The 13617-nt window shown below is 70.9% G+C and carries 11 protein-coding genes and 3 tRNA genes; 6 read left to right on the top strand and 8 right to left on the bottom strand.

Annotated elements, in window-relative coordinates; all coding sequences use genetic code 11:
* Positions 1–3: 3 nt before the first annotated feature.
* The 7 genes from ATC03_RS15920 to ATC03_RS15890 form a co-directional block, all read right to left on the bottom strand.
* Positions 4–1473, bottom strand: a complete 1470-nt coding sequence (locus ATC03_RS15920; protein ID WP_067879194.1) for a glycoside hydrolase family 130 protein — start codon at positions 1471–1473, stop codon at positions 4–6.
* Positions 1470–2501, bottom strand: a complete 1032-nt coding sequence (locus tag ATC03_RS15915; protein ID WP_227820132.1) for a glycosyltransferase — start codon at positions 2499–2501, stop codon at positions 1470–1472. Before ATC03_RS15915 ends, ATC03_RS15920 begins: the two co-directional genes overlap by 4 nt.
* Positions 2498–3634, bottom strand: a complete 1137-nt coding sequence (locus ATC03_RS15910; protein WP_067879191.1) for a glycosyltransferase — start codon at positions 3632–3634, stop codon at positions 2498–2500. Before ATC03_RS15910 ends, ATC03_RS15915 begins: the two co-directional genes overlap by 4 nt.
* Positions 3635–3784: 150 nt before the next feature.
* Positions 3785–4807, bottom strand: coding sequence for a glycosyltransferase family 4 protein (locus tag ATC03_RS15905; RefSeq protein ID WP_067882419.1), 1023 nt, complete (start codon positions 4805–4807; stop codon positions 3785–3787).
* Positions 4808–5071: 264 nt separating this feature from the next.
* A tRNA-Phe gene (locus ATC03_RS15900) sits at positions 5072–5147 on the bottom strand.
* A gap of 70 nt (positions 5148–5217) precedes the next feature.
* Positions 5218–5291, bottom strand: a tRNA-Asp gene (locus ATC03_RS15895).
* Positions 5292–5376: 85 nt separating this feature from the next.
* Positions 5377–5449, bottom strand: a tRNA-Glu gene (locus tag ATC03_RS15890).
* Between the two features lie 229 nt (positions 5450–5678).
* Between ATC03_RS15890 and ATC03_RS15885 the strand changes: the two genes are divergently transcribed.
* The gene (locus ATC03_RS15885) at positions 5679–6974 is read left to right on the top strand and encodes a M23 family metallopeptidase (RefSeq protein ID WP_067879189.1); all 1296 of its coding nucleotides are present in this window, start codon (positions 5679–5681) and stop codon (positions 6972–6974) included.
* Positions 6967–8277: a C40 family peptidase gene (locus tag ATC03_RS15880; RefSeq protein WP_067879184.1), complete on the top strand. Its 1311-nt coding sequence runs from the start codon at positions 6967–6969 to the stop codon at positions 8275–8277. Before ATC03_RS15885 ends, ATC03_RS15880 begins: the two co-directional genes overlap by 8 nt.
* A 196-nt stretch (positions 8278–8473) precedes the next feature.
* Here ATC03_RS15880 and ppa read toward each other — a convergent pair whose 3' ends face one another.
* Entirely contained in the window at positions 8474–8959 is a 486-nt protein-coding gene (gene ppa / locus ATC03_RS15875; protein WP_067879181.1) for an inorganic diphosphatase, read from the bottom strand.
* Between the two features lie 92 nt (positions 8960–9051).
* Between ppa and tilS the strand changes: the two genes are divergently transcribed.
* From tilS to folE, 4 genes are all read left to right on the top strand, one after another.
* Positions 9052–10113, top strand: coding sequence for a tRNA lysidine(34) synthetase TilS (tilS, locus tag ATC03_RS20855; protein ID WP_067879178.1), 1062 nt, complete (start codon positions 9052–9054; stop codon positions 10111–10113).
* A 183-nt stretch (positions 10114–10296) separates the two neighbouring features.
* Positions 10297–10848 carry a hypoxanthine phosphoribosyltransferase gene (gene hpt, locus ATC03_RS20850; protein WP_067879175.1) on the top strand — a complete coding sequence of 184 codons (552 nt, stop codon included), beginning with the start codon at positions 10297–10299 and terminating at the stop codon, positions 10846–10848.
* 99 nt (positions 10849–10947) lie between these two features.
* Positions 10948–12966 (top strand): ATP-dependent zinc metalloprotease FtsH, encoded by a 2019-nt coding sequence (gene ftsH, locus ATC03_RS15860; RefSeq protein ID WP_067879171.1) that lies wholly within the window; start codon positions 10948–10950, stop codon positions 12964–12966.
* Positions 12967–13003: 37 nt separating this feature from the next.
* Positions 13004–13597, top strand: a complete 594-nt coding sequence (gene folE, locus ATC03_RS15855) for a GTP cyclohydrolase I (protein ID WP_067879168.1) — start codon at positions 13004–13006, stop codon at positions 13595–13597.
* Positions 13598–13617: the final 20 nt, after the last annotated feature.

Genomic DNA, 13617 nt, shown 5'->3' with positions numbered 1-13617 from the left:
CGCTCAGCGTCGATGCGGGGTCATCGACGAGACGAGCTCGTCGATCGCGATCGAGTACACCTGCACGCGGGCGTCCCCGACGCCGACGGGAACCCACAGGATGCCCCGGTGCACGATCCCGCCGCACGAGTACACGACTCGCGGGACGTAACCGTCCTGCAGGTCGCCCCTCGGCTCGAGCAACGGCGTCGTCGACCGCGCGATCACCCGGGACGGATCGTCGAGGTCCAGCAGCAGCGCACCGAGCGAATACGTGCGCAGCGGCCCGACGCCATGGGTGAGCACGATCCAGCCTTCCTCGGTCTCGAGGGGGGAGCCGCAGTTGCCCAGCTGCACGAGCTCCCACAGCTCCGTGGGGCGGTGCACGATCGCGACGTCGTCCCAGATGACGCCGTCGTCGGAGCGCGCGAGCGAGATGTTCTCCCCGTCGGTGCGGCTGAGCGCCAGGTGCCGGCCCCCGACGAGCCGGGGGAACAGCGCCATGCCCTTGTTCCGGGCGCCGGTGCCGGTCAGGCGATGCACGGCGAACGACCGCAGGTCGGGGGAGGTGATGAGCCGGGGCGCGATGTCCCGCCCGTCGTAGGCCGTGTAGGTCGCACGGTACCCGGTGGTCCCGCCCTCGTCGGTGAAGCGAACGAACCGTGCATCCTCTACGCCGTGGTCCTCCTGGGGTGCGACCGGAAGGAGGACCCGGGCACTCAGCGGTGCGGATGTCGCGAAGTCGGCGCGATACGCCGATGCCGCCATGTCGCGCAGCGCCCGGATCGGTTCGCGGCTGTCTGGACGGCTGGACAGCTCGTCGGGCAGGGTGAGCAGGGCCCGTTCGAGCTCGGGGACGCTGAACCGATCGGGCAGGGTGCCGACGACCGCGTTCGCAAGATCGCTGAGCTGGCCCTCGTGCTCGAGCGCCCGGCCGAAATGGTGTCGGGACCAGTCGCCGGCCGAGATCACGGGCCCGGTGACCGGTGCGGCCCTCGGCAGGAACGTCCAGGTGTCGTCGGCGTCGATCATGGCCTCGGCGAAGCCGATCGAGGAGATGTGGCCTTCGCCGATGCAGCGAAGCGCGACCGCCACCCTGAGCTGGTCGGGCGCGAGGCCCTCCTGAGACGGATGCACCATCGCGCTCGGGTTGCAGAGGGCCGCCCCCTCGACGGCGTACTCCGCCGTGAAGGCGGCGCCGATCACGAGCGCCTGCGACGGGGTGAGCACGGCGGAATCCAAGACGCGACTGCGCACGGCCCTGGCATTGGCGAGGATCAGGTCGATCCCGCCCCTGTCGAGCCCCCGCTCCGCGAGGTCCTCGACGACCCGGTCGGCGCTCTCCTGCGTGAGTTGCGGGGGGCTGTCGAGTACGCGGGCGACGATCTGCGTGAGGCGGGAGTGCGACGACGCGAGTCCTTCGCCTGGGAGGAAGAACCTGGCGACGACGCGCGACGGGTCGTGGTCGAGGTGTGCCGAGTGCGCGCGCATCATCGCGTGCCCGCTGCGTCGAGCACGTTGAGACGTCGGGCCTGCTGGTACGTGCTCAGCGCCGCGAGCGTCGATTCGGCCCCGCGGTTCTCGTTGCGTCCGCCGGTCTCGAGGCCGTCGTAGCCGGCTCCGGAATCCGGGTCGAACATGGGGGTGGACGCATCGTTGTCGCCCAGGAACCACGCCCAACTCATGGCGACGGCGTCGCGCCACGACGGCTCGTGCGTGATGTCGAACGCCCGCGCACAGGCGTCGGCGATGGCGGCGACCTCGATCGGCTGCTGGTCGAACTGTCGGCCGGTCTGCGCCGGGCCACGGCCGTCGGTTCCGGCGACGGAGAGGTGTCCTCCCGACGTCTCGACGCCGAGGAGGAATCGCAGCATCCCGAGTCCGTGGCCCACGACGCGTGCGTTGTCCATCGCGACCCCCGCGGCCATCACCGCGTCGGGGAGCACCGCATTGGCGTAGCGGAGACGCGGTTCGGGCCACGACCATGCGTCATCCTGTGGAGCGGGGATCGTCGACACCCCGTCGAGCACCAGTGCATGCGCGGCCGGATCGTCGGGATGCACCGTCAGCACGTCTGCCGCCCCGAGCGTCGCGAACGCCATCGCTCGGCCGTGCGGCGACCTGACGGATGCCGCGCGGTGGAACATCTCGAGCGCGCGCGATCGTGCGTCCTCCGTGGGTGCGCGGGCGGATGCGACGCCGAGCGCCCACAGTGCGCGCCCCCACCAGTCGCCGAGTGCGGGGGCATCGGTCCAGCCGCCGCCCGCGGCCATGCGGTTGTGCACACGCCCCTCGAGGTCGACGGCATCCTCGAGGAACCGCAGGCAGGTCTCGGCGAGGGCGCCGAGCTCCGGTGTCTGGTCGGGTTCGCGGACGAGCACGATGAGGGCGCGGGCGACGTCGTCGACGCAGTACCCGTGGTCGCGGCGAGGGACCTCGAACAGTGCGTGTTCGAAGATGCCGTGCTCGTCCATGAGCGCGGCGAGGTGGGAGTACGACGGCGGTCGACCGGTCGTGTTCACGCGGCGCGCGCCGCGGTGATCTGGACGGCGAGCGCTCGGTAGCGCTCGCCGACGACCGGCCACGACGAGTCGTGCGCGTCGCGGAGCGCCGCCTCGTGCATCTGCCTCGCCGTCTCGTCGGTCTCGACGATCGTGCGGATCGCGGCCGCCATCGACTCGGGATCGCCGTGCCGGGCGATCAGTCCCGACCCGCCGCTCAGCAGTTCGACCGCGTGCGGGAACCCGGTCGCCACGACCGGGACGCCCGCCGCGATCGCCTCGACGAGGACGCCGGACGTCGCCTGATCGCGGGAGTCGTAGGGCAGCAGCACCACGTCGGCCGTCGTGACCAGCTCGGCCAGTTGCGCGGCGTCGAGATACCGGTCGTCCATGGTGACCGAGGCATCCAGTCCGAGCTCGGCGATGAGTGCCTGGAGTGCTTCGCGGTACCGTTCGCCTTCGTGCGCGAGCACCTTGGGATGGGTCTGCCCGGCGATGACGTACTCGACCGGAGACGAGAGTCCGCTCAGTTCGGCGATCGCGCGGATGCCCCATTCGAGGCCCTTGCCGGGGGAGATCAGGCCCCACGTCAGCACCCGCTTGGTCGAGTTACGCCCGGGGGCGGATGCCGCGTGCTGCACCGGGACTCCATGGGGGATGACGCGCACCTTCGTCGCCGCGACGCGAGCGGTCCGCATCAGGATGTCGTGCGCGTTCTGCGTCATCACCACGACCGCCGCGGCCGCATCGCAGACCGCCTCGAGGACCTCGCGCTGATGTCGCGTCGGCGCGGCGAGCACGGTGTGCAGGACGACGATCGTCGGCGTGCCGAGCGTTCGGAGCAGCGGCACGACCTCGTCGCCGTCCGGCCCGCCGTAGATGCCGTACTCGTGCTGCACGATCGCGACATCGCAGGCCTCGAGCGCCCGGACCGACGCGACCATGCTGACCGTGTCGCCCGCGATGAGCTCCCGCGTGTTCGGGATGCGGCCGATGACGTTCGGGGCGGATCGTTCGTCCGATGCATCCAGGACCCGCACGATCGTCGCTTCGGGCGTGCCGTCGCCGGAGAGGGCACCCGAGAGGGCCTCGGTGAAGGTCGCGAGTCCGCAGCGGGTCGGCGGGTAGGTGGAGAGGAATCCGAATCGGGTCATGGCGATCTTCTCTTTCGACGGGCGTCGTTCGATGCCCGTGCCTTCGAGACGTCTGCCAACGGCATCCCTCGTGGAACTACGCCTGCGCTGCCGCGGTCCGGTTCACGCGGCCCGAGAGGGGCGCGCTGTGCTCGGCACCATACACCACGGCTATGCGAGCCGTTCGGGGCGCCGGAGCAGTCCGTCGTAGACCTCGAGGTACCCGTCGACCATGCGTTCCACGTCGAAGCGCTCGCCCGCACGTCGGCGCACGGCGGCGCGGTCCAGTGCTGTGGCGAGCGGCACCGCATCCGCCGCCTCGGCGACCCCGTCCACGACGAAGCCCGTCAGGCCGTCGTCGACCACCTCCGGCATCGAGCCCCGACGGTAGGCGATCACCGGTGTTCCGCACGCCATCGCCTCGACGACCGAGAGGCCGAAGGGTTCCGCGAAGTGGATCGGATGCAGCAGGACGGCCGCCGACGCGAGGACCGCGGTCCGCTCCGCGGGGCCGACCGATCCGCGATAGACGACCCGGTCGCCGTCGATGCGCGGCTCGATCTGCTCGGCGAAGTACTCGGCGTCCTGGATGATGCCGCAGATGACGAGTCTGCGGCCCGCCAGGGCGGCGATGTCGATCGCGTCGGCGATGCCCTTGTCCGGGTGGATGCGGCCGAAGACGACGAGGTCCTCGCGAACGGTCGATGCGTCCTCGACCTCCGGGGCGTCGAACTCGCTCAGGTCGATGCCGTGATGCACGGTCGCCGCATAGGCGAGCGCCGGCGAGCGGTCGGCGTCGGAGATCGACACGAAGGCCGAATGCGCGCGTTCGTAGGCCGGCAGGATCGCCGCGCCCGAGAAGCCGTGGATGGTCGTGACCATCGGCGCGCGCCATTGGGCGTCGAAGGCGAGTGGAAGCCAGTCGAGCTGGTTGTGCACGAGGTCGAAGTCGGCCGAGAGGTCCATCGCGTGCGCGACGTGCAGGGCCTCCCAGACCCGGCCGTCCATGTCCGGGTCTTCGGCGTAGCCGTGCGGGGCCACGGACTCGAGCGTCGCCGAGGTCAGCGAATCCGCCGTCGCGAAGAGGGTGACGTCGACCCCTCGGCGCACCAGCCCCTCGGTGAGCAGGCTCGTCACCCGCTCCCACGGGCCGTAGTGCCGCGGCGGCGTGCGCCAGGCGATCGGCCCGAGCATCGCGATCCTCACCGCCGGCACGCGTTCGGCTGCCGACCCGGCTGCCGAACCCGCGGCCGCGTTCGCGCACGACGGCTCCCGGCGTCGCCCGCCGGAACTCGGCGGTACGCATCACCGCCGAATGGGGCCGCAGGTGTTCTCGTCACGGTGCGACCCTACGCCCCACCGTCGCGCCGCGGTCTGCCGCGCCGGTCGCACCGGTCGCCCGTCCGCGTCGGCGGATGGAGGGCCAACGAAAAAAGCCCCCGGCGAACCGGGGGCTGGTGGTGGCTCCGACGGGCGTCGATCCCGTGACCTCACGATTTTCAGTCGTGCGCTCTACCAACTGAGCTACAGAGCCTCAGGCTCGAATGGAGCCTGAATAAGGAGAAAGCCCCTTCTCTCGTAAGGGAAAGGGCTTGTCGCCTGAGCGACCCTGACGGGACTTGAACCCGCGACCTCCGCCGTGACAGGGCGGCACGCTAACCAACTGCGCTACAGGGCCTCGATGTGCTTTCGCACGGTGAAGCTATTCAATTGTACGTGATGTTCTGAGTGGCTTTCGACCTTCAGATTTTGACCTTCGTGAGTGACCCCAACGGGATTCGAACCCGTGCTGCCGCCGTGAAAGGGCGGTGTCCTAGGCCACTAAACGATGGGGCCGGAGGTCTTGCCTGGGGCATGACCGCCGAGAAGCAAGCATACGAGACGTTTCGCAGAATGGCAAAACGAGGCCGGCGCGGTCGGTTTCGACCGCTCGCGACGGTGGCTGCGGCATCCGCCACACGCGCGCCGAAATGCCCGAATCGCGCTCGAGGCGTGCCTATGGTGAGCCTGCCACCCTACGCGGAGAACTGAGGAGCGACGGGCCTCGCACGCCCGCACGACATCCATGGAACAGACCACTTCACGCACGTCGACCGCCCGCACCCGCCGCTTCATCGCGGGACTCGCGGTGCTCGCCGCTGCGCTCGTGGGGGTGGTGCAGCCGGTCTCGACGCCGCCGTCGGCGTGGGCCGTCGACTACCCGTCGTGGGACGACCTGCAGGCCGCGAAGGCGAACACTGCGGCGGCCGCAGCAGCCGTGCAGCAGATCACGTCGCTCATCGCCCAACTCGAGACGAACGTCGAGGTCACCCGCGCCGAGGCGGAGAAACGCACCGATGAGCTCTTCGTCGCCCAGCAGAAGTACGACGACGCGGTCCTGCGCGCCGACCAGATCCAGGCGCAGGCGGATGCCGCGGCGCAGGAGGCCGCCAAGGCCGAGGCGAACGCCGGGCAGGTCGCCGCGCAGCTCTACCGCACGGGCAACACCGACGTCGGCATCACGCTGTTCCTCGACGCGGGCGACTCGGTCGCGACCGAGACGCTGCTCGGCAGGCTGGGCAGCATGGAGAAGATGGTCGAGCGCACGTCCGCCATCTACGACGGCGCCAACGAGGCGGCCAACACGGCGAGCTCGCTCGCTGGGCAGGCCGAGGTCGCGCGGAGTGAGCGCGAGGAACTCCGCATCGCCGCGGAGGCGGCCCTCGTCGCCGCGCAGGAGGCGCAGGCCGCTGCCGAGGCCGCACTCGCGGAGTCAGAGGCGAAGAAGATCGAGCTCGACCAGCAGCTGTTGTTCCTGCAGGACACCGAGGCCAAGACCTCCGCGGCCTACGAGGAGGGCGAGCGCGTCCGCAAGGCCGAGGAGGAGCGGCTCCGCAAGCTCGCCGAGGAGCAGATCCGCGCGGCCATGCAGTCGGGCGGCTCGGCCGGTGCCGTGGTGGGTTCGGGGTGGGCGAAGCCCGCCAACGGCGGCATCACGGGCACGTACGGGCCGCGATCCTCGATCTGCTCGGGTGGCGGTTGCTCGGGCAGCTTCCACTACGCCGTCGACCTCGGCACGGGATGCTCCGCTCCGATCTACGCGGCGAACGGCGGCGTCGTGCGCTTCGCCGGATGGTCGGGCACGTACGGCAACTACGTGCAGATCGACCACGGCGGCGGCGTGTGGACCGGCTACGCGCACATCCGGGAGGGCGGCACGTTCGTGAGTGCCGGCCAGTGGGTCGACGCCGGGCAGAACATCGCCTCGAGCGGCACGACGGGTGCATCCACCGGCTGCCACCTGCACTTCGAGGTCTTCGTGGGCGGCAGCCGCATCAACCCGCTGCCGTTCATGGCCGATCGGGGGATCCGACTTGGATGACAACCGCACCAGGCCGCTCTCGCGGGTGAAGCCGGCGACGCTGTTCTCGACCGTCGCGGTCGGTGCGGTCGCGGCCTCGGTCGCGGCGGCCGGCGGCCCGGCGATGGCCGATCCCGACTATCCGTCGTGGAGCGACATCGAGCAGGCCAAGGCGAACGAGCAGACCAAGCAGGCCGAGATCGATCGCGTCGGCGAGTTGCTCGCCGGACTGCAGACGGCGGCGGATGTCGCGGCCGAGGCGTCGATGCGCGCCGACGAGGCGTGGCGGGTCGCCGTCGACGAGCGCGATCGTGCGGCCGACCGAGAGCAGAAGCTCGCGACCCAGGCCGACGAGGCCGACGCGGTCGCCGAGATCTCCAAGATGCGCGCCGGACTCCTCGCCGCGCACCTCGCGAAGACCGCGGGCAACGACCTCTCGGCCGAGCTCGTGCTCTCGGGCGATGACGCGTCGAAGCTCCTGCAGCAGCTGGGCATGGCGTCCAAGCTCGGCGAGCAGGCGAACGACCTCTACGAGCAGGCCACGAGCGATCGCAACACGGCCGATGCGCTCCGGGCCCAGGCAGCGGATGCCGCGGCCGAGCGCGAGCGCCTGGCAGGCCTCGCCGAGGCCCGTGCCGACGAGGCCTCCGCCGCAGCGGATGCCGCGAACGCCGCCGTGGCCGAGCAGCAGCAGCGCTCCCAGGAGCTCTACGCGCAGCTCGCGAGCCTGCAGGGAACGACCGCCGAGCTCGAGCGCGAGCGGGCCGAAGGCCAGGCGCGCGAGGCGGCTGCGGCCGCTGCCGCCGCGGCGGCGGCCGCCGAGGCGGCGGCGCGCGCGGCTGCCGAGGCCGCGGCCGGCGGCTCGGGGAGCTCCGGCGGGGGATCGAGCGGCGGCTCAGGCGGTTCCGGCGGTTCCGGTGGTTCGGGCGGCGGCGCCGTCGCCCCGCCGAACTCGAGTGCGGTCGAAGGCGCCATCTGGTTCGCGAGCCAGCAGCTCGGCGAGCCGTACCGTCTCGGCGGCGCCGGCCCCGACGTGTGGGACTGCTCGGGTCTGACCCGAGCGGCGTACGCGTCGGTCGGCGTCGGCATCGGAACCCACTCGGCGACGAACCAGTACCGCACGCTCGCGGGGCAGGGCAAGGGCGTGCCGCTCTCGCAGATCCAGCGCGGCGACCTGCTCTTCTGGGGCGGAGGCGGCGACTACTACCACGTCGCCATCTACCTCGGCGGCGGACGGATCCTCGAGGCACCCCGCGAGGGCGTGCCCGTGCGCGAGTACTTCATCTGGGGCTCGCCCTCGGCGGCGGCCCGCCCCACCGGCTGACGGATCCTCGCCGGTCGAGGAGCGAAGCGTCTCGAGACCAGCGCCCGCACGCGGCATCCGCTGGTCTCGAGACGTCGCTGGCGCGCCTCCTCGACCGGCGGACCAAGCGGACGCCGAAGGGGGCGAGCCGTCACGGCTCGCCCCCTTCGGGTTCACGGATGCCGCGGCATCCGCTCGGTCTCGATGACCCTGGGCCTCAGTGACCCGGGAACGCCTCGATGCCGGCCTGGATGATCGCCTCGGCCTCTGCGGCGTCGCCCCAGCCCTCGGTCTTGACCCACTTGCCGGGCTCGAGGTCCTTGTAGTGCTCGAAGAAGTGCTCGATCTCCTTGCGGGTGAACTCGGGGATCGAGTCGACGTCCTGGATGTGGTTCCAGCGAGGGTCGCCGGCCGGCACCGCGATGACCTTGGCGTCGCTGCCGCCGTCGTCGGTCATGTTGAAGACGCCGACGGGGCGCACCTTGACGCCCACGCCTGGGTACAGCGGGTAGTCGAGCAGCACGAGCACGTCGACGGGGTCGCCGTCGAGGCCGAGCGTGTTCTCGAAGTAGCCGTAGTCGGTCGGGTACACGAAGGTCGTGTAGAGCACGCGGTCGAGGAACACCCGGCCGGTCTCGTGGTCGACCTCGAACTTGTTGCGGCTCCCCTTGGGGATCTCGATGACGGCGGCGTACTCGCCCATGTGGGTTCTCCTTGATGTCGGAAGCTCGGTGTCACGTGCGCCGGGAACCCGCTTCGGGTGCCCGGCCGCGATCGGCGGAATAAGGTTACTCGATGCCTCCTGCCACCGAACCGGACGAGTCGACGGATGCCGCGACGAGCCGTCGTCCGCGTCTGACTCCGTCGATCGCCGACGTCCGACGGGCGGTGCGCGCCGTGCTGCCGACCGCTGATGGCGCCGCGCCGCTCGTGCTCGTGGCGCTGTCGGGAGGGCCGGATTCGCTCGCGCTCGCCGCGGCCACCGCCTTCGAGGCGCCGCGGGCCGGGCTTCGCGCTGGCGCCGTGATCGTCGACCACGGGCTGCAGGCCGGGTCCGCCGAGGTCGCGGCGCGCGCGGCGGCCCAGGCGAGCGACCTCGGGCTCGACCCAGTGCTCGTGCAGCGCGTCGAGGTCGACGGCGAGGGCGGCCCCGAGGCATCCGCCCGCCGCGCCCGCTACGCCGCGCTCGACGAGGCTGCACGGTCGACGGATGCCGCGTGCGTACTGCTCGGGCACACGCTCGACGACCAGGCCGAGACCGTGCTGCTCGGCCTCGCACGCGGATCGGGCGCCGCGAGCCTCGCGGGCATGCCCGCCCACTCGGGGCGCTACGCGCGGCCGCTGCTCGGCATCCGGCGCGCGACGACCCTCGAGGCGTGCGCCGACGCCGGACTCGAGCCGTGGCACGACCCGCACAACGCCGACCCCTCCTATGCGCGGGTGCGCGTGCGCGAGCGCGTGCTGCCCGTGCTCGAGGCCGAGCTCGGGCCCGGCATCGCCGAGGCGCTCGTGCGCACCGCCGAGCAGTTGCGTGAAGACGACGACGCGTTCGAGGCCCAGATCGAGGAGCTCATCGAGGAGATCTGCGAGCCCGCCGAGGCCGGCATCGCGGTGTCGGTCGGGGTGCTCGCCGCGAACCCGGCGGCCCTGCGCCAGCGCATCATCCGGCACGTGATCGGCAGCGAGTTCGGCGTCTCGCTCTCGCGGGTGCAGACCCTCGAGGTCGCTCGGCTCGTCACCGACTGGCACGGCCAGGGCCCACTCGACCTGCCGGGCAGCGTGCGCGCGACCCGCGCCGGCCGCTACGTCGTGTTCTCGACGACGGGCTCGACCGAGGTGCTGCCGCACGACCACTGAGCCGGTTCCGCCCGAAGGCCGACGGCCGCGACGCCGGGGCATCACATGAGCACGATCCCGGCGGAACCCCGCCCCGATCGGGCAGGTCGGCCTCGGGCTCGTGCGATTAGGCTCGTGGCATCCGTTCGTCGAACACCCTCGATGCACGGGCCCCTGACCACACCCCGCCCAGGAGGAGCGCCCATGTACGCGAGCGAGATCGAAGCCGACCTGACCGAGGTGCTCGTCACCGAAGCCGAGATCCACGCCAAGCTCGCCGAGCTCGCCCGTCGCATCGAGGCCGACTACGAGGGCGAGGACCTGCTGCTCGTCGGCGTGCTGAAGGGTGCGGTCATGGTCATGGCCGACCTCGCGCGCGAGCTGCGCACGCACCTCAGCATGGACTGGATGGCGGTCTCGAGCTACGGCGCCGGCACGAAGTCGTCGGGCGTCGTCAAGATCATGAAGGACCTCGACACCGACCTCACCGGGCGGCACGTGCTCATCGCGGAGGACATCATCGACTCGGGCCTGACGCTCTCGTGGCTGCTCGAGAACCTCGAATCCCGTGGCGCGGCCTCGATCGAGATCTGCGCGCTGCTGCGCAAGCCCGACGCCGCGAAGGTCGAGATCGACGTCAAGTACCTCGGCTTCGACATCCCGAACCAGTTCGTCGTGGGCTACGGCCTCGACTACGCCGAGCGCTACCGCAACCTGCGCGACGTGGCGATCCTCGCGCCGCACGTCTACTCCTGACGGCCGGGGCGGGCGCGCGAGCCCGTCGTCGCAGCCTGATCCAGCCCACAGCGAACATACGGGCGACGCTCGGCGACGCCGAGGTAGCCTTGCAGGACCATGAACATGAAGAAGATCCTGCGCGGGCCGATCATCTACATCCTGCTGGCCATCGTCGCCGTCTGGATCGGGACGAGCCTGATCACCGCCTCCGGTTTCAAAGAGGTGTCGACGCAGCAGGGCCTCGAGTTCCTGCAGGACGACAAGGTCGCCTCGGCGAAGATGGTCGACGGCGAGAACCGGGTCGACCTCACGCTCACGAAGGCCGACGACGAGTTCGGCAAGCAGGTGCAGTTCTACTACGTGACGCCCCGCGGCGCCGACGTGGTGGCCGCGATCGACGCCGCCAACCCGAAGGACGGCTTCAACGACGAGGTCCCGCAGCCGAACTGGTTCCTCTCGATGCTCGGCATCCTCCTGCCGCTCGTGCTCATCGGCCTCTTCTTCTGGATCATGCTCTCGGGCATGCAGGGCGGCGGCAGCAAGGTCATGCAGTTCGGCAAGTCCAAGGCGAAGCTGGTCACCAAGGAGAGCCCGAAGGTCACCTTCGACGACGTCGCCGGCAGTGACGAGGCCATCGAGGAGCTCGAGGAGATCAAGGACTTCCTCAAGGAGCCCGCGAAGTTCCAGGCCGTCGGCGCGCGCATCCCGAAGGGTGTACTGCTCTACGGCCCTCCCGGCACCGGCAAGACCCTGCTCGCCCGCGCCGTCGCGGGTGAGGCGGGCGTGCCCTTCTACTCGATCTCGGGCTCCGACTTCGTCGAGATGTTCGTGGGCGTCGGCGCGAGCCGCGTGCGCGACCTCTTCGACCAGGCCAAGCAGAACGCGCCGGCCATCATCTTCGTCGACGAGATCGACGCCGTCGGTCGCCACCGCGGCGCCGGCATGGGCGGCGGCCACGACGAGCGCGAGCAGACGCTGAACCAGCTGCTCGTCGAGATGGACGGCTTCGACCCCAAGACCAATGTCATCCTCATCGCGGCGACGAACCGCCCCGACATCCTCGACCCCGCGCTGCTGCGCCCAGGCCGCTTCGACCGCCAGATCGGCGTCGACGCGCCCGACCTCAAGGGTCGCCACCGCATCCTCGAGGTGCACTCGAAGGGCAAGCCGCTCGCGAAGGGCGTCGACCTCGAGGTGCTCGCTCGCAAGACGCCGGGCTTCACCGGCGCCGACCTCGCGAACGTGCTCAACGAGGCCGCACTGCTCACGGCCCGCTCGAACGCGCAGCTCATCGACAACCGCGCGCTCGACGAGGCCGTCGACCGCGTGATCGCCGGTCCGCAGCGCCGATCGCGCGTCATGAAGGACAAGGAGAAGCTCATCACGGCGTACCACGAGGGCGGCCACGCCCTCGCCGCGGCGGCGATGAACTACACCGACCCCGTCACGAAGATCACGATCCTGCCGCGCGGTCGCGCTCTGGGCTACACGATGGTGCTCCCGCTCGAAGACAAGTACTCGGTCTCGCGCAACGAGCTGCTCGACCAGCTCGCCTACGCCATGGGCGGCCGCGTCGCGGAGGAGATCGTGTTCCACGATCCCTCGACCGGCGCCTCGAACGACATCGAGAAGGCCACGTCGACGGCTCGACGGATGGTGACCGAGTACGGCATGAGCTCGACCGTCGGCGCGGTCAAGCTCGGACAGGCGCAGGGCGAGGTCTTCCTCGGCCGTGACATGGGCCACCAGCGCGACTACTCCGAGGAGATCGCGATGCGCGTCGACGGCGAGGTGCGGGCGCTCATCGAGCAGGCGCACGACGAGGCGTGGCAGGTGCTGAACGACAATCGCGACATCCTCGACCGGCTGGCAGCCGAGCTGCTCGAGCACGAGACGCTCGACCACAACCAGATCGCCGAGATCTTCACGAACGTGCGCAAGCTGCCCGAGCGCCCCCAGTGGCTCTCGAGCGAGAAGCGGCCCGTCTCGAACATCCCGCCGATCACGTTCCCCGAAGACAAGCTGCCGATCGACGAGGGCATGGTCGACGGCGGCGTGGACTCCGAGGACACCCCGATCGAGGAGCCCGCCTCCAAGCGCGCACCGCGCCAGAACCCGCGGCCCGCGACGGCCTAGCCCGCCGCGGACTCCGCGCCGACCTGAGAGGGTGCACATGGCCGGTGTCGACACCGAGCGCATCGAACGAGCCGTGCTCGAGATCCTCGTCGCGATCGGCGAAGATCCAGAGCGGGCCGGCCTCCGGCGCACCCCTGCACGGGTCGCCGAGGCCTACGCGGACTTCTTCGGCGGCCTTGAGGTCGACCCGCTGAGCCATCTGGCCGACGCGGTGCCCGTCGGCACCTCGGAGTCCGGGGCACCCGCGACCTCCGACGCCGTGGTGCTCCGCGATCTCGCGTTCCGCTCGGTGTGCGAGCACCACCTGCTGCCCTTCGTCGGCACCGCGCACGTCGCCTACCTGCCCGGCGACCGGGTCGTCGGCCTCGGACGCATCCCCGCGGTGGTCGACACGCTCGCGGCCCGGCCGCAGTTGCAGGAGCGGCTCGCCGAGGAGATCGCCGACGCGCTCGAGACCGGCCTCGAACCCAGGGGCGTGCTCGTCGTCCTCGACGCCCAGCACCGATGCGTGACCACCCGCGGCTCGCGTCAGGAGCGCAGCTCGACGATCACGGTCGTCGCGCGCGGCGCGCTCACCGAGGCCGCGGCCCGCGCCGAGATCATCGCCCTCATCGGGGGCGTCGCCGCGTGACCGGCGTGGGCACGCTCATC

The sequence above is a fragment of the Agromyces aureus genome, assembly GCF_001660485.1.
Taxonomy (GTDB): domain Bacteria; phylum Actinomycetota; class Actinomycetes; order Actinomycetales; family Microbacteriaceae; genus Agromyces; species Agromyces aureus.
The sequence above is the reverse complement of the archived record's forward strand: the minus strand, read 5'-3'. Positions and strand labels throughout refer to the sequence as shown.